Origin of the sequence: Acinetobacter johnsonii CIP 64.6 (assembly GCF_000368045.1) — a bacterium.
In the GTDB taxonomy this organism is placed as follows: Bacteria; Pseudomonadota; Gammaproteobacteria; order Pseudomonadales; family Moraxellaceae; genus Acinetobacter; species Acinetobacter johnsonii.
On record NZ_KB849235.1, the window covers coordinates 164,310 to 180,118 of the forward strand.

Consider the following 15,809-nt stretch of genomic DNA (forward strand, 5'->3'; position numbering starts at 1 on the left):
ATTTCATCCAAGGATTATCTCTTGAATTAAATAATTTTGCTGACTAATTTAAGATCAAATAAATTGTACGTTTTTTGATTTATGACGGAAGTCTAATCTATATAAATTAGATATGTTTACATAGATTAAATATTTTAAAGAAAACAAGGAACTACTATGAATATAAAGAAGTTAATCCTACTACCTATCAGCTTAGTTTTTAGTGCTGCAGGTTGTGCAGGTATTGGACCAAATGCTACATATTATATGGGTACAACATCAGCTAATTATAATCCAACTTATAATACTTATGACGTCAAATTAAATAATCATATTATTGGCGGAGCCATTGGATCTATGAATACATCTGCCGTAAAAATTGGTTTACAAGACGTTACGTGGAAAGATGCAAAAACTGGTGAATTACATAAATCAAAGAATCAAGTTATTTTAAATAAAAATGATGTTAAGGATAAAAAATACCTTGTTGTTCATTTATATCCTGATGATACAATTGAAATTATAACTTCTCTTAATTGGCCAGTCCCAACAGAGAAAGGATTAAAGTGGCGAGAAAAAATTAAAAATAATGGAGTTAAATAATAGACTTCCGTCATAAATCAAAAAACGTACAATTTATTTGATCTTAAATTAATCAGCAAAATTATTTAATTCAAGAGATAATCCTTGGATGAAATTCAAAGATATTCAAAAATTATCAGACGTTAAGTTTCGTAGGCTTACCGGTGTTAGTTGGGCTACATTTAACCTCATGTTGGCCGAGCTAAATAAGCATTTACCTCGTCATATTGGTAAAGGACGACCGCATAAATTACCGTTGGAAGATCGCTTGCTCTTATGTATAGAATATTGGAGAGAATATCGAACATTTTTCCATCTTGGTATGAGTTACGGTGTATCTGAAACGAGTGCAATTCGTATTACACGTGTTATTGAAGATACCTTAATCTGATGTGTGCTGAGAAAACAGGAGGTTTTAACTTGGTAAACTATAGACACTCATCAGGAGTTTACCATGAGCAAGAAACAGAAGACTTACACCGCAGAATTTAAAGTTGAAGCAATAAAATTGATTGAAGCCAATCAAGGCAATGTATCGGAAACAGCCAGACAACTTGGCATTTCAATGCAAACTCTTTCAAATTGGAATAATAAAGCAAAGACTGGCACCTTAGCAGGCACTAAACAATATTCACCTGATCTAAATGCCTTACTCGAAGAAAATAAAAAGCTCAAACAACAGCTCAAAACAGCTGAAATGGAACGTGAATTTCTAAAAAAGGCAGCAGCGTACTTTGCGAAAGAAAGTCAGTAAGGTACGCCTATATGAAACAGCAAAGACATTTATTCCCGATTAGCTTTATGGCTAGATTACTTCACGTTTCAGTGTCACGATTTTATGATTGGCTAAAACGAGGCATGAATAAAAGATTGGTTCAGCGAAATCAACAGACAATTTTGGTCAAAATAGCTCATGAGGAAACTAAACAAAGCTATGGCTATATTCGATTAACTAAGCATTTACAAGCGCAAGGTATCAAAATCAGTACGTATGCTGTACGTCAAATAAAAAAGCTCAACCAGCTGTATTGTAAGCGTCATAAGCGTTTCAAAAGAACTACGAAGAGTGATCATAATCGAGCGATCTACGCAAATTTACTAGAGCAACAGTTTTCAATGACTAAGCCCAATCTTGCATGGTCAAGCGATATTACATACATTTGGACTGCTGAAGGTTGGTTATACTTGGCAGCAGTAAAAGACCTGTACACGAAACAAGTGGTTGGCTATAGCTTAAATGAGCGTATGACCGCACAACTTGTTTGCAATGCACTGACTATGGCGATTCGTAATCAAAAACCAACGAAAGGCTTAATTGTTCATTCGGACAGAGGCAGCCAATATTGCAGCCATGAATATCGAAAGATACTGGAAAAATGTGATTTTCAAGGTTCAATGAGCAAACGTGGGGACTGTTACGATAATGCACCGATTGAAAGTTTCTGGGGCATACTCAAGAATGAATTAGTGCATCATTGCAACTATAAAACCAGAGATGAAGCTAAAGCAGATATTACAAAATACATTGCAAAACTGGCCATTTTTGCAGTTGTTTTAGCCGCGCTTTCTTCATCCTTAGCATAAGACTTCAGTTTTTCAGCCACAAAAGTCCAGAACTTTTCATGTTGCGTATTAAACAAAATCACCGCCCGAGATGACTGTGAATTGAACGATGATGGGCTTTGTTTAATGGCAGTTTGAATCAAATCAGTTAAAAATTCAGGGCTGTGTTCGACCTTTTTACCAATGGCATAAATGGTACGACGCTTTGTGATTAAGTCGATGAACTGATTTGACATATTATAAAATCCTTACGGCTATAGTGTGAATAATGACCCAATGTATCAAGCAATATTAATTCCAATATTTGACCAAATAATAAAATTTAGTGCTTTAGATGTAGTTTAAATGCTTTGTGTTTACCACAAATACATAGTTCTGCTATCCATATAAAAAATCCTCCATTTGGAGGATTTTTTGAATAACTTAAAATTTGGCTTCTAAGACTTGAGTTGGAATTTTATTTTTCCATAAGTCACGTAGCACAGGTAAATAGAATTTTTCACCCAATTCAACTAGTTCTGCATCGATCAATGCATGTATTTCATGCATAAATAAATAATCGAGTTCAACCGTTTTCAACTGTTGCTGTGCTTTTGCAAAGTCTTTGCGCTTTTGTTGTGCACGTTTCACTAGAGCATCTGCAAAATCTTTATCTTTAAACTGTTTGATCGCGTTTAAGCGTAACTCAATCACGCCCCAACCACTCAATAACAGCTTGAAAAGTTCGAAGTCAGTCGTGGTTGATTCCCATGTCATTTCTTCAAGATTTTCATTTTCAGGTAGAACAGGAAGTAATAACTCCATAACACTTGGGAAAATCTTTTTGAAATTTAAAACAAATTTAACAGGATGCTCACCCGGATAATCGTTAAATTGCACGTTTTTCTGAACATCTGTCAAATAAATATCAAGCATGGGAACTCATCAGCAGTTTATCTCTAGTCGACCATTGTACCGACTTCGCCCAAAGATAAAAACCGCTGATGTTCATTTGCTCTTTCATTAAGCAATTGAAGAAAGTTTATTTTACATTTGGTGAAATCATTTGCTCTGGACGCACCACTTCATCAAACTGCTCAGCCGTGACCAAGTTCAACTCTACAGCCACTTGTTTTAGTGTTTTGCCTTCTTTATAAGCTGTTTTGGCAACTTTTGCTGCATTTTCATAGCCAATCACAGGATTTAAAGCCGTAACTAACATCAATGAGTCATGTAAAAAGTGGTCAATTTTTTCACGGTTCGGTTCAATACCCACTGCGCAGTGATCATTGAAGCTATTACATGCGTCACCCAAAAGCTGAATCGACTGCAACAAATTAAACGCAATCACTGGCATGAATACATTCAACTCAAAGTTACCCGATGCACCCGCAACATTAATCGTGGTGTCATTGCCTAAGACTTGAGCCACCACCATAGTCATCGCTTCACTTTGAGTCGGGTTCACTTTCCCTGGCATAATACTTGAGCCTGGCTCATTTTCTGGAATACGTAACTCGCCAAAACCACAACGTGGGCCACTTGCCAACCAGCGAATGTCATTGGCAATTTTGTTCAAGCTTACCGCAAACGTTTTTAATGCACCTGAGGCAAACACTGCTGCATCACGCCCAGCCAATGCTTCAAATTTATTTGGTGCAGTCACAAAAGGCAGTCCAGTCAACTGTGCCAGTTGCTCCGCTGATTTTTCTGCATAATCAGGATGAGCGTTCAGTCCTGTTCCTACAGCTGTTCCACCTAAAGGTAGTTCATACAAACCTGAAAGTGCTTGTTGTAAACGCTTTAAGCCGTGATCGAGCTGAGAAACATAACCGCTAAATTCTTGGCCTAAGGTTAAGGGTGTCGCATCTTGTAAATGAGTTCGGCCAATTTTGACGATGTCAGCAAATGCTTGAGACTTTGCCTCTAAAGTATGTCGAAGCTGTGTCACCGCAGGAATCAGTAATTCATTGATCTGAATGCTTGCTGCGACATGAATCGCCGTTGGGAACGAGTCATTGGTCGACTGAGCACGATTCACGTGATCATTCGGGTGTACAGGTTTTTGTGCGCCTAAAGGATTCCCGAGTTTCTGATTGGCGATATTGGCAATCACTTCATTACAGTTCATGTTGCTTTGTGTGCCTGAACCAGTTTGCCATACCACCAAAGGAAACTGACTATCCCACTGCCCTGCAATCACTTCATCCGCAGCACCGACGATGTATTGCGCCAATTCTTGTGGAATTTGGTTAAGTTCAGCATTGGTCTGTGCTGCTGCTTTTTTCACCAAGCCCATGGCACGAATCATTGGTCGTGGTAAACGTTCACTGCCAATTTTAAAGTTTTGCAAACTACGCTGAGTTTGAGCACCCCAAAGTGCTTCGCTCGGTACTTCAACTTCGCCCATCGTGTCATGTTCAATACGTGTTTGCATTTTAACCTCTTCCTTTTTAAGTGAATTGCAAAATGATTATTTTGCGCTTGTTTTCCTTATCTTAATGATTAAGCAAAAATATGTAAATGATAATTGTTATCAGTAAATTAATTAACGGCCATCTAAACTTTGTTGGTAGAAACGCCATCCATCTTCAAGGGTTTGTTCTAAACTGCGTTTCGCTTGCCAGTGTAAAACGTTTTTCGCTTTACTACACTCTGCTGCGACCTGATCTAATTCCACGATATGCGAATCCACAACATCGACTGTAGCAATATCACTTTGTGTTACATTTTCAACTTTTTCAACCAACTGCTGTATCGATACACTTTGACCTGCGATATTAAAGGCTTCACAAGCAAACTGTTGAGTACTTAACCATTGCAGCGAAGCCGCAATCGCATCACAGGCATCGAGGATATGTAAAAAACTACGCTCTACGGTATGATCTGTGGTTTGTGGACTTTTTCTGAGTTCAATGTGATCACGCTGTTTTGCAGCGACTTGCATCAACAGTGGAATAATATTTTTCGGTAAAGGCGGGAACAGTTCTCCGAGCATCGCATTTTCAAATGCACCAGCAACATTGCCCATTCTTAAAATTGCAATTTTCCATTCATTATCCGTTTTTGCTGTATCCCGAATAATTTCTTCGACCATTTGCTGCGACTTGATATACGGGTTTGGATAGCCGTAATTCAGCTCTAAATCTTCTTCTAAATATAGGCTGGATTCACCATAGACGGCAAGACTTGAAAGATGAACCAAAGTTCGGACACCTGTGCGCTGCATGGCACGCAGTAAACTCATGATACAACTGACATTGTCATTATAGTATTCCAAAGGCTTCAGTACTGATTCTTCAAGCGATTTAAAACTTGCTGCATGCACCACCGCATCGATGGAATACTGCTCAAAAACTTTGTTTAAAGCAGGCGTATTTCGTATATCAATTTTGACAAAAGGCACGTACATGCCACTAATAAATTCTAATCGTTCAAGGGTTTGTAAGTTCGCATTGGATAAATTGTCTACAATAATGACCTCTTGCCCATGCGCCATAAAGCTCAAAGCAATATGAGAGCCTATAAAGCCTAAACCACCAGTCACTAAAATCATTGTATACTACCTTTTTATTATGAAGTCCGAATGTACCAAGAAAAGTTTGGACATTCCTCTAGTGAAGTTTGATGAGTACTTTATTACTAATTACCTCCGCACCGAGTTCAATTCATGCATGGCATGCTTTAGGTTTAGCACAAGCATTGCAAGCGAAAAATGAACCCTTTCGAGTGTTTTTCTACCAAGATGCTGTTCAAGTTGCCAATGCCCTGCAATGGGTCCCTGACGACCAACGGAATCTATGTTCTGAGTGGCAAAAACTCGCCATTCGCCTACCCGTTTGTGTAAGTGCAGCTTTGGCCCGAGGAATTACCGATGCCGAAAATGCACAGCGTCATCAGTTAGCACAGCATAATCTTGCTACAGGTTTTGACTTGGTCGGCCTAGGGGAACTGGCCGATGCCGTTCAGTCTGCAGAGCGCTTAATTCAATTCTAAGTGCTAATTTTTCAAGAATTTGTTGCTTTTAAAAGGTATATTGTGTGAAATCTGTACTGGTTATTTTAACCCAAGCCAATTTGAACTCTTTGCAGGTACATGAAAGCCTGTCTGCAACGATGGTTCTTGCGACTTTTGGCTGTGAAGTCAAAGTCTTATTACAAGATGCTGCACTCAGTTTATTAAACAATGCTCAATCCTTTGAACCCTTAAAGCATGCTTTTAAACTGGCTTCAAACATGGTTGATAGCTTTGAGTTTTATGACCTAAGCCCAATTTGGATTGAAACTAAGAATCAAGCTTCTGCTTTTGTTCAACAAACAGAGCAAGAAATTGAATATGTTGAACTCAATGCCAATTTAATACAGCTGTTTGACCATGTCTTGTATTGGTAAGGAGACAGCTATGAGCAAAACACTTTATCTTGTGCAGTCTCCATTTTCCGCGACGGAGCTAGCGCTGAGTAAATTACAAAACCTGTATCAATCAGGGGATGATGTGGTTTTAATGGGAGATGCAGCCCTGTATATAGAGCATACTTTTATTCAGCAGTTGCCTTGTATATTTGTGCTTGAACAGGATGCTGAAAATATTGCTGCTGTCCATCCAAGTAACCTAGAAACCATCAGCTATGCTAGGTTTGCTGAGCTATGCTTAAGCCATAGTCGTTGTATCTGTTTAAAATAATTTTGAGTGTTTAGATGAATTTAGAATTAGACCAAGATGGTCATTTAGTCGATTACACCATTTGGAATCAAGAGGTTGCAAAAGCGTTAGCAAAATCTTTAGAGCTTGAATTGACTGATTGGCACTTTGAAATCCTCATGGCAGTACGTCAGTTTTACCAACAGTTTGGACACTCACCTGCAACACGTCCGCTGATTAAGTTTTTAATGAAAACAGTCAGTGCAGACATCAATAATGCCATACTGCAAGAAAAGTTTAATACTGGGCTTGTAGCGCGCCATCTGAGCCGTTTGGCAGGCGTGCCAAAACCTGCAAACTGTTTATAAACTTAAGCTTGTTTAACGTCTGATTGAACAGCAAAAGTATCGACATAAACCTGTGTCGGTATCGCTTTGATGTCTTTGGCATGTATGGCATCACCACATTCGTTACAAACCAAATGTGGCTGAATGCTATGCCCGCAGGTTTTATGGATAAATTGCACGGGACGACCTAAGCCCTCGTCCATCCATTGATCGGCCCATGTTGCCATGGACATCAGCACTGGGTATAAAGCCAAACCTTTTTCAGTCAGACAATATTCAAAGCGCTCTTGGCGATCTGTATAGGGTCTTTTCTCCAAAATATCATGTTCAACCAAACGCTTTAAACGCTCAGAAAGCACATGACGAGTGACACCTAAATTTTGTTGAAAACTTTCAAAACGGCGTGCACCCAAGAATGCATTTCGTAAAATCAACATCGTCCACCGATCGCCAATCACCGACAGCGTTCGTGCAATTGAACACGGTTGTTCCCCGATCTCATCCCATTTCATTGTAAAAAACCAAGTCTCTCTTAAATCTAACGTTAAAAGATTTAAGACCATAAGAAAAGCTCTTTTTACTCAGCTTTTCTTATGGCCTTTTAACATTTTAGACAGCTCAAAGACATCTGAACTTCATGAAGACCTAAGCACAGCTCATTTCAGTATTTTGAGGCTGGTCAGGGATCATAAAGTCTTCCATTCCCAACTCACCATTTTGATATTCATTGAGACGTTTTTGAATGACATAATACAGCGCCTTTTTGTGTGCTTTTGACAGGTTCATCTGTTGAAGTTGCTGCTTCAGATGCCCTAACAATACATCTATGGGCTGTTCCTCTTCTTCCATCAAATACAAATAGCCAAAGATCGCACCACTTAATAGCGCTTCAAAAGAAAATCCATGTGAAACATTGTATACGACCGATGAAAATACACGTTCAAATGCGCTCAGCTTACGCAATGGATCACGCCCAACCCGACTACATGGATCTTTATAGGCATACTGGCAAGATTGATCAAAACTTCGCGCTAAACGCGTTAAATCATTTTTGCGTTTTGGCAGATAATGCGCCAGACCTTGCATCACTTCTGCAAGCAGTTTTTCAACATAGTACTGCACTCGCGGGTCGCCCATCGCTACACCAATGGTCTGATGCCCGAGTAGGCTGGCATACCACGCAGTCATGGCATGTACGCCATTCCATAAGCGGTTTTTAATGAGCTGAATATCTGAAATTTGATCTACCAAGATCATTTGACGCATTTTACTGAGTAAGGGACTTTTGTTTTCCACATAGATCGGCATATCCATTTCAGCATTGAAAAGAATTAAATCCATATGTTGTAAAATATGACTCGGTTGGAAATTTTGTCTTAAATCTTCTACATATTCACTGGCACGGCGCTCTTGTTCTGCACTGAGTTTACTGACATCTTCAACCTCAATTTGATTACTCTCGTCATCAAGTTGATATTGCTTAAAAATATTGTATTTAATACACAGTTGACGATATAGATTTTTATCGCTCAGCTTAGACACCATACGGTTCACGACCGTATCGCAGAAATAGTGTTGCTCTAAAATAAAGTCAGCTACAGCATGGTCTGTTAACTCCACCAATGCTTTACGCACTTGCTCTAGAACCAACTGCTTAGCACCAATTTTATTTAAGATAATTAACAGCGTCAGTGGAGTTTGAACTTGCTCATCTTGCGCCAGATAGCGTGCATAGAGGCCCTGTGCAATGGTTGCAGCTTCACTGGCTAATGCATTTTCAGCTAAACAAATCGCAATTAAACTCGACTCGACGTACATGGCATGCATCTGCTGTAAGTCTTCAGCATCAATAATATGCATATTTTCAATGCGTTCATCATAAGACACTTGCCCATAGCGAATACAATACGCCCCAAAAGCGTTTACAGCTGAACGGTATAAACTGTTTCGGGTAGATGCATAGATTTTTTTAGGACGCGTATAACCATCCCAGTGTGACAAGATTTGTGCGATATAACCCCCGCCGATGGCACCAAATCCATGAATACCCACGGTCAGTTGATTTAAAGTTTGAGGAAAGCTTTCTTGTAAATTGGGCATTTCCAGATGTGAGCTATAGATATCTAATTCCGTTAGATAGTCATACATATTTTCAAAATAATAATTGGCATGTGCCAACATGCTTGCATTGGGTTCTTTAATATCTTTGAACAGTACACAGATACCCCCAGCATCATATGCCGAGCGAATACCATTTTCAGAGTCTTCAAACATAAAACACTGCGCAGGTTCAAGGTTCAGTTTTTGCGCTGCACTTAAAAAAATTTCAGGATGTGGTTTCCCCTTTTCAACCTCATCACCACAGACCAAAACATCAAAAAACTTATAAACATTGGCATTGATTAAATACTCTTCAGCAATCGCTCTTCGGCTAGAAGTCGCCACGGCCATACGTAATCCTGCTTTACGTAAGCGTTCTAGAACTTGTACCAAACCTTTTTTAATCGGCACACCATATTGGCGCACTGTTTCTAATTCTAATTCATCTGCTCGCTTACGAATCTCTGCATAGGGAACTTCCTGTCCATATTGCTTTTGCGCCAAGGCTTCCGCACTTCGAGCGCTTAAGCCTAAACATGCCATAAGGTAGGCATCTGAAAACTCGACCCCAATTAGCTCTTTGGATGCCTGTTTCAAGGTTTGAAACCGTAAACGCTCGGTATCAAACATTGTTCCATCCATGTCAAAAAGCGCACCATGCACAATATCATTCTTAAATTTAAACATTTAGCCTCCGTTTTTATGTTTGCACTTAGACTATACAAAAATCGGACACAGAGACTTTGATCTGATTTTATGAAACATTTTTGTTTACTTATTAATCAATAAATTGGTATTTAGACATTTTTTTGTAAACTTTAAGTAATTTTAAGTAATCAGAATGTAAACATATTGCTTATTTTTTAATAAAGCGTGTCTGAAGATGAAATATCTAAAAATGAATTTGATCTTTATATTCATCAATGATCGATAACCATGCACGAGTTGCAGGATTCATCACTACGGTTGAATTCCATGCCATATTTAAGTTCCAACGTAAGCTGGGTTGTTCCACTAAACTGACACTGAATTTTGCGCGATCTAACTGCTCACAATAAATTTGCGGCAATAAAGCAATGCCGACACCTGACTCGACCATTTTGGCAATAAAGTCCCACTGGCTACTTTTGCATAACACTTTGGGTTCAAAACCAGCCGCCATCGCAGCATCTAGAATCACATGATTTAAAGTAAAGGTGTCTGCATACAGTAAAAAGGATTCTTCTTTAAGTTCAGCAAACTGCACCACATCGCGCTTTCTCCACTGTGAATCGTAGTTGGAAAGCAAACACAACGGTGAATCGATAATTTGAATGCCTTGAATGCTGGGTTTTAACTCGCCCAATAAAATCCCAACGTCGATTTTTTTGGCCAAAATGGCTTCTTCAATGCCTGTCGCACCGACTTCTAAAAAGTTCAATTCAATGTTGGGATACAATTTGTGAAATTTAACGATTAAGGAACTCAACAATACTGAGCCTAAAGGTGGCAAACCCAATCTCAACACACCTTGTTTCAACCCACGAATTTGGTCTGCTGCTTCAAAGATCTGTTGCTCCTGCTGCAAAATCTGCAGGGCATGCAGATAGACTTGTTCTCCCATATAGGTCAGTTTGACTTCTCGCTTTCGCCCTGCTTCACCTTTATGAAATAGAGGCAGTCCTATCTCGTCTTCTAATTGTTTTAAAGATTTACTAATAGTGGGTTGAGTCACAGATAGTTCCTCCGCAGCAAGACTAAAACTGTGACTTTTCACCAGTTGCACAAATATTTTTAGCGCTTTAAAATCCAAAATTATTCCAATTAAGCATAATTATTATTTTATTATTCATAATTACACGATCAGGTCAAACTTAAAATAACACCAACAACTTATACTCTGTGGCCTTCCAATGCGTTCGTTCAAATTGCCTTATCGTTCTACTCTTCAAGTAGGTTTGCTGATTGGGATTTGGTATATCGGAACGCTGATACAAGTCGCCCTGTCTTTACCGATATCAGGTGGGGTAGTGGGTCTAACGCTTTTACTTATTTCTCTGTTAGCGGGTCTATTTAAGCTGGACTGGATTAAGTCAGGTTCGGATTTACTTTTAGCTGAACTGTTGTTGTTTTTTATTCCTTGTATTATTGGCTTAATCAAATATAAACATCTTTTTCTTACCCAAGGTTGGCAACTCGTTTTATCTATTGTCCTTGGGACCATTTGCGTGATGACCTGCACTGCATACTGTGTTTTCTTGGGCTTTAAGCTTGAAGCCAAGTTTCAAAAAAAGCCCAAGCAGTCACAGCAGTTGAAAAGTCACATTTAAGGAACCATCATGCATATTCATTTCGTTGCCTTGATCTGTTTTATCGGAACGGTACTGGCCTATCTTTGGGGTAAAAAGTTTTATCAGAAACACCCGTATGTATTGCTCTCACCAGCGGTTTTTATTCCCTGTCTGATTATTTTATGTCTGGTGTTTTTCAACATTCAGTATGACAACTATATGTACTACAGCAAATGGTTAGTCTGGATGTTAGGTCCTGCAACGGTCGCATTTGCCATCCCGATCTATGAATATCGCAAAGTCATTCAACAGCATGCTTTTTCGATTGCTTTGGGCATTATCGTGGGTATGCTGGTTGGCGTAGTCAGCTCTTTTTACTTGGCACGGTTGTTCCATTTCGATGCCGCAACCAGTTATAGTTTGATGAGCCGCTCTATCTCTACCCCTTTTGCCATGGAAGTCACTCAAGCCGTCGGAGGCTCAGTCGAGCTGGTGATTTTATTCACTGTGATTACGGGGATCGTTGGTGGACTCTTGGCCAACACCGTATTACTTGTTCTAAAATTGGATTCTAAATTTGCTCAAGGTGCATCCTTGGGTAGTGCCGCACATGGTTTTGGTACCAGTACTGCGTTCAAACGTCATAAAGAAGAAGGTGTCGCGGCCTGCCTCAGTATGGTTTTGGCCGGTATTTTCATGGTGCTGTTTGGCCCAAGTTTAATTCACGCTGTCGTTTATCTTCTTGGTTAAACATTCTCGATAAAGAATCTCATACCACACTACTGAGATCCTTGTTGGTTTGTATGTGTTTAAAGCTGAAGTACAACATCAGCGCCATCATCAATACCAATAAAAAATAATAGGGTAAATGTTGATTCCACTGATATAAGCCTGTACTTAGTAAAGGTGCAAAAACGAAACTCAGTGCTTGCGTAGCCGTGCATAAACTGGCAATTTTAGTTTGTAGCGTGGTTGGTGCGGTTTGGGCTGCCCCCGTGGTAAAAGCTGGAATTAAGCAGGCCACGGCGATACCATAAAAAATATAAGCTGCTTGGAAAGTCCAAATCTGGCTGGCACTCAGTGAAAGTAATAAACCTAAAACCATCGTCACAAGACCGACCCAAAGCAATTGTTTAATTGACCATTTAAAACATTTTGAAATCGCCAATTGCATCAAAACGAGCGCTATCCCCACAATCAATGAACACTGAGAAAAATACACTGCACTCTGATACGTGTCGAAATGGAATCGATCTTGGATATAAAAACCCGCAGTTAAATTTAGGGTGACAATAGCGACATATAAGCTAAAGCCCAACAATAACCAAATCCCTAACTTTGACCATTGCAGCTTTTCTGTAGGCACGTCTTGTAATTTAGCTGTGGTTTCATCCCGTTCTTGTGTCTGTGATGCTTGCTTCCCTTGAAAGCCTAGTACAATCCAAGCCGCCATACCCGTTAGAATAGCCACTGCGCCCCATAACGGTGTCAACATGCTCCATGTCAGCAATAATGTCGTCGCTAAAGGACCTATCACCACGCCTAAACTGTTCAGCGCGCCAAACTTCGCCATATTCTGACTACGTTCCTGCTCACTTTGAAAAGCCGTCATAACATAACTTTGCAGCGCAATTTGTGGCATCGCCATAAAAAAGCCAGTACTGGCACGGGTCAATATCAGTAAGCTAAACAAAACAGCAAATGAAATGGCATAACTCAGTCCATAGCTGAGTACCGCCGCAAATAAGCCCCAAGTGATTGCCATACCGATAAAACCGATACTTAACAATTGATAAATGCTGAATTTTTGAGTTTGTTTAGAAATATAAATAGCTGAAATGGCCATCACCAAAGCACCAGCCGAAACCAATGCTCCACCTTGCAGTTCCGTCAGCCCCAGTTGCCGAATAAACGGTGCAAGTAAAGGTAAAATCATCGAAAAACAAGCGCCATTGGCAAGGCTGCCTGCAATAAAGATTTTGTTATTGCTATTCATTTTATTATTTAAACCATTTCTTAAAGCGAGATTACAAAGCAAAGAGGTAGCTGAAAGCTACCTCTGGTTGTGCAATTAATATTTTAATGTATAGCTCAGACCATAGGTTCGACCTTGAGCTGCTAAGCTTGAAATGGCGCCATAGGTTGGTGCGACAGCCTGACTAAATACAGTTTTATAGTCTGCATTCCATACGTTATACACACCAAAGCCCACAGTACCAGGACCTGCTTTGGCATTGGCTATAACGTCCATTGTTGCGAAACCTTTGATTTCAGCAGGAAGCGTTGAACCATACTTTACCGCATCTTTTTTGGCTTTATCTGTACCACCGATAGCAAGAGATTGAACGCGCAGGCTCATATCGTTGTTAAACTGCCACTCAGAAAATGCCGTGCCTTTTAGTGGTGCAACACGAATTGCGTCTAGCTCTTGCCACTTTCCTGCGGTATTTTTAAACTGTCCGCGGGTATAAGCCATGGTTCCACCCACTGTCCAATTCGGTTGTAGTCGATAGGATATATTTCCTTCAACCCCATAAACGCGCTCATCGGTATCTAGTACTTCAATCGTGTAGTTGGGACGGCCAAACTTTAAACTTTTATCTGAGTCATTATAGAAAGTGGTGACACTTGCATTTAAACCGTTTTCAGCTTGTACACGCCATCCCAGCTCATAGTTATTGACTTTAATTGGATCAATAGTTTGACTATTCACAGTAAAATTTGCGGGTACATCACGAAGCATACGTTGAATGTCTGGTAGACTTGAGCCCTGAGAAAAGTTTGCGAAAACTTGTTGAGCATCCGTCAAATGATATACAGCACCAAGATTAAATAATGTTGCATCATGTTTGATCGTACCACCATTTAAAGCAACTGGTGTATATGTTGGAATAGCATCTGCAACCATCGCTTCACTGTAAGGAATCGAGTCCTGAACTTCACTATCAATACGCTCATGACGAATGCCAGCTTGTAGATTTAAGTGATCCGTAACATCGAATTGTGTTTGTAAGAAAAGACCAAATTTCGACGTATCAACATCTGGACCAAAGGCATATTCATTTTGTGGATCGAGTGTCAAACCATTACTCGCCATAAAGGTTCCAAGATTATATTGTTGTGCAGTCTGAGAACCTTGCTCAAAATCATAATCCACACCATAAGTTAGGTTTAGACTACGGCTACCAAGATCAAAGGCTTTTTGTAAAGCAAGTCGAGCGCCCCATACATCAATATCAGTTTCAGATTGCGTTACGATATATGTACCACCACTTGGAATTGCAGAATGTGCTAAATAATTTGCACTTGGATAAAAACGCCCTGTTTCTGAGCGATAATAAGCTTCCGCATTTAATATATGCCCTAATAAATCTTGATGCTCATATTGCAGATTAAAGTTCGAACGTTTGGTTCTTGGCTGAGTATCGAGATCTAAACCTTTTACAGCATTTAAAGTCGGCTCCGCGCCAAATAGGACGGCTAAGCCTGTACCATAATCAGGACCATACTCACTATCTTGCTCATCATTATAATATTGCGCACCAAAGCTTAGTTTTTGATTGTCAGTAAACTGCCAACTCAGACGACCATTCACATCGACAGTTTCTGTGTCTTGACGATCAGTCTGTGCAACTTCAGGTCCTATACGCTCACCGTGACTATCTTGAAATTCGCCACGTTTGTTATAACTCGCACCCAAATAACCACTCACATCACCTTGATTAAAGGCAACCGATTGGAATGCTTCATATGCCATAGCATCGCTACGGATATTATCACCCGACGTCACACCGAGTTTAGATTCAAAGCTCAGTGCATCATCACTACCTTTTTTGGTAATGATATTGATAATACCGCCTGTCGCACCTGCACCATAGATACTACTTGCACCAGATACCACTTCGATACGTTCAATCGAATTTGGGCTGATGCTATTCAACTGACGTGAGCTATCACGAGAACCTGTCTGAGGTACTCCGTCAATCATGTATTGCACTGCACGACCACGCATGGTCATCCCATAGTTACTGGTTGTACCTGAACTTGGTGTCAATGAAGGAATTAAAAAGCCAATAATGTCAGCAGTTGAACGACCTGCATTGGCCTGTTTTTCAATTTCAGCTTGATCAATGCTATAAACGGTGCCCGCAATGTCTGCAATACTCTTTGCAGAGCGGGTTGCTGTCACCACAATCGGTGCAAGTTGTGTGGTTTCTTTTTGTTGGGCTTCAACACCGCTTGTCTGACTTGCTGAATTTGTTAGAACGTTATCTTGAGCATATAACTGTGTACATACAGCCAGTGTTAAACAAGTCAACTGCATAGGTAACATAAAACGGTTCATTTC

16 protein-coding genes and 2 pseudogenes are annotated in these 15,809 nt (G+C 39.9%); 9 read left to right on the forward strand and 9 right to left on the reverse strand.

Annotation, left to right across the window (positions count from 1 at the left end):
* The first annotated feature begins 156 nt into the window (after nucleotides 1-156).
* From F986_RS06490 to F986_RS06505, 3 genes and pseudogenes are all read left to right on the forward strand, one after another.
* On the forward strand, nucleotides 157-582 hold the full coding sequence (locus tag F986_RS06490; RefSeq protein WP_004693287.1) for a hypothetical protein: 426 nt from the start codon (nucleotides 157-159) through the stop codon (nucleotides 580-582).
* A gap of 169 nt (nucleotides 583-751) precedes the next feature.
* A complete protein-coding gene (locus F986_RS06495) occupies nucleotides 752-952 on the forward strand; it encodes a helix-turn-helix domain-containing protein (RefSeq protein ID WP_100222799.1) in 201 nt (66 codons plus the stop codon).
* Nucleotides 953-1,015: 63 nt separating this feature from the next.
* Nucleotides 1,016-2,088, forward strand: a pseudogene (locus F986_RS06505) (IS3-like element ISAba21 family transposase); the annotation flags it as partial.
* Here F986_RS06505 and F986_RS17795 read toward each other — a convergent pair.
* The 4 genes and pseudogenes from F986_RS17795 to F986_RS06520 form a co-directional block, all read right to left on the reverse strand.
* Nucleotides 2,088-2,360, reverse strand: a pseudogene (locus F986_RS17795) (nitroreductase family protein); the annotation flags it as partial. The pseudogenes F986_RS06505 and F986_RS17795 overlap by 1 nt on opposite strands.
* A 187-nt stretch (nucleotides 2,361-2,547) precedes the next feature.
* Nucleotides 2,548-3,039, reverse strand: coding sequence for a hypothetical protein (locus F986_RS06510; protein WP_004693302.1), 492 nt, complete (start codon nucleotides 3,037-3,039; stop codon nucleotides 2,548-2,550).
* A 106-nt stretch (nucleotides 3,040-3,145) separates the two neighbouring features.
* Entirely contained in the window at nucleotides 3,146-4,540 is a 1,395-nt protein-coding gene (fumC, locus tag F986_RS06515; RefSeq protein WP_004693304.1) for a class II fumarate hydratase, read from the reverse strand.
* 111 nt (nucleotides 4,541-4,651) lie between these two features.
* Entirely contained in the window at nucleotides 4,652-5,659 is a 1,008-nt protein-coding gene (locus F986_RS06520) for an NAD-dependent epimerase/dehydratase family protein (protein WP_004693307.1), read from the reverse strand.
* A gap of 71 nt (nucleotides 5,660-5,730) precedes the next feature.
* Here F986_RS06520 and tusD point away from each other — a divergent pair, with 71 nt between their 5' ends.
* The 4 genes from tusD to F986_RS06540 are packed head-to-tail and all read left to right on the forward strand — an operon-like array spanning nucleotide 5,731 to nucleotide 7,112.
* Nucleotides 5,731-6,099 carry a sulfurtransferase complex subunit TusD gene (tusD, locus tag F986_RS06525; protein ID WP_004693308.1) on the forward strand — a complete coding sequence of 123 codons (369 nt, stop codon included), beginning with the start codon at nucleotides 5,731-5,733 and terminating at the stop codon, nucleotides 6,097-6,099.
* A 44-nt stretch (nucleotides 6,100-6,143) separates the two neighbouring features.
* A complete protein-coding gene (locus F986_RS06530; RefSeq protein ID WP_004693311.1) occupies nucleotides 6,144-6,494 on the forward strand; it encodes a hypothetical protein in 351 nt (116 codons plus the stop codon).
* A 10-nt stretch (nucleotides 6,495-6,504) separates the two neighbouring features.
* Nucleotides 6,505-6,786: a DsrH/TusB family sulfur metabolism protein gene (locus F986_RS06535; protein ID WP_004693312.1), complete on the forward strand. Its 282-nt coding sequence runs from the start codon at nucleotides 6,505-6,507 to the stop codon at nucleotides 6,784-6,786.
* 14 nt (nucleotides 6,787-6,800) lie between these two features.
* Entirely contained in the window at nucleotides 6,801-7,112 is a 312-nt protein-coding gene (locus tag F986_RS06540; protein WP_004693313.1) for a TusE/DsrC/DsvC family sulfur relay protein, read from the forward strand.
* Between the two features lie 2 nt (nucleotides 7,113-7,114).
* Here the strand turns inward: F986_RS06540 and F986_RS06545 are convergent, their stop codons facing one another.
* The 3 genes from F986_RS06545 to F986_RS06555 form a co-directional block, all read right to left on the reverse strand.
* Nucleotides 7,115-7,603, reverse strand: a complete 489-nt coding sequence (locus F986_RS06545) for a winged helix-turn-helix transcriptional regulator (RefSeq protein ID WP_017397083.1) — start codon at nucleotides 7,601-7,603, stop codon at nucleotides 7,115-7,117.
* Nucleotides 7,604-7,736: 133 nt separating this feature from the next.
* Nucleotides 7,737-9,878 (reverse strand): bifunctional mannitol-1-phosphate dehydrogenase/phosphatase, encoded by a 2,142-nt coding sequence (mtlD, locus tag F986_RS06550; RefSeq protein WP_004693315.1) that lies wholly within the window; start codon nucleotides 9,876-9,878, stop codon nucleotides 7,737-7,739.
* A 205-nt stretch (nucleotides 9,879-10,083) separates the two neighbouring features.
* On the reverse strand, nucleotides 10,084-10,983 hold the full coding sequence (locus tag F986_RS06555) for a LysR family transcriptional regulator (RefSeq protein WP_004693316.1): 900 nt from the start codon (nucleotides 10,981-10,983) through the stop codon (nucleotides 10,084-10,086).
* 100 nt (nucleotides 10,984-11,083) lie between these two features.
* Between F986_RS06555 and F986_RS06560 the strand changes: the two genes are divergently transcribed.
* Nucleotides 11,084-11,500 (forward strand): CidA/LrgA family protein, encoded by a 417-nt coding sequence (locus tag F986_RS06560; RefSeq protein WP_004693317.1) that lies wholly within the window; start codon nucleotides 11,084-11,086, stop codon nucleotides 11,498-11,500.
* 9 nt (nucleotides 11,501-11,509) lie between these two features.
* A complete protein-coding gene (locus F986_RS06565) occupies nucleotides 11,510-12,211 on the forward strand; it encodes an LrgB family protein (RefSeq protein ID WP_004693320.1) in 702 nt (233 codons plus the stop codon).
* Nucleotides 12,212-12,230: 19 nt separating this feature from the next.
* On the opposite strand, the gene F986_RS06570 is transcribed toward F986_RS06565, so the two are convergent.
* Entirely contained in the window at nucleotides 12,231-13,457 is a 1,227-nt protein-coding gene (locus F986_RS06570; protein WP_004693322.1) for an MFS transporter, read from the reverse strand.
* A gap of 75 nt (nucleotides 13,458-13,532) precedes the next feature.
* Entirely contained in the window at nucleotides 13,533-15,806 is a 2,274-nt protein-coding gene (locus tag F986_RS06575) for a TonB-dependent receptor (RefSeq protein WP_004693323.1), read from the reverse strand.
* Nucleotides 15,807-15,809 lie beyond the last annotated feature (3 nt).

Coding starts and splice junctions, on each gene's coding strand:
- F986_RS06490 (WP_004693287.1), top strand. CDS start 157: ATGAATATAAAGAAGTTAATCCTACTACCTATCAGCTTAGTTTTTAGT.
- F986_RS06495 (WP_100222799.1), top strand. CDS start 752: ATGTTGGCCGAGCTAAATAAGCATTTACCTCGTCATATTGGTAAAGGA.
- F986_RS06540 (WP_004693313.1), top strand. CDS start 6,801: ATGAATTTAGAATTAGACCAAGATGGTCATTTAGTCGATTACACCATT.
- F986_RS06575 (WP_004693323.1), bottom strand. CDS start 15,806: ATGAACCGTTTTATGTTACCTATGCAGTTGACTTGTTTAACACTGGCT.
- F986_RS06545 (WP_017397083.1), bottom strand. CDS start 7,603: ATGAAATGGGATGAGATCGGGGAACAACCGTGTTCAATTGCACGAACG.
- mtlD (WP_004693315.1), bottom strand. CDS start 9,878: ATGTTTAAATTTAAGAATGATATTGTGCATGGTGCGCTTTTTGACATG.
- F986_RS06520 (WP_004693307.1), bottom strand. CDS start 5,659: ATGATTTTAGTGACTGGTGGTTTAGGCTTTATAGGCTCTCATATTGCT.
- F986_RS06560 (WP_004693317.1), top strand. CDS start 11,084: ATGCGTTCGTTCAAATTGCCTTATCGTTCTACTCTTCAAGTAGGTTTG.
- F986_RS06510 (WP_004693302.1), bottom strand. CDS start 3,039: ATGCTTGATATTTATTTGACAGATGTTCAGAAAAACGTGCAATTTAAC.
- fumC (WP_004693304.1), bottom strand. CDS start 4,540: ATGCAAACACGTATTGAACATGACACGATGGGCGAAGTTGAAGTACCG.
- tusD (WP_004693308.1), top strand. CDS start 5,731: ATGAGTACTTTATTACTAATTACCTCCGCACCGAGTTCAATTCATGCA.
- F986_RS06570 (WP_004693322.1), bottom strand. CDS start 13,457: ATGAATAGCAATAACAAAATCTTTATTGCAGGCAGCCTTGCCAATGGC.
- F986_RS06565 (WP_004693320.1), top strand. CDS start 11,510: ATGCATATTCATTTCGTTGCCTTGATCTGTTTTATCGGAACGGTACTG.
- F986_RS06535 (WP_004693312.1), top strand. CDS start 6,505: ATGAGCAAAACACTTTATCTTGTGCAGTCTCCATTTTCCGCGACGGAG.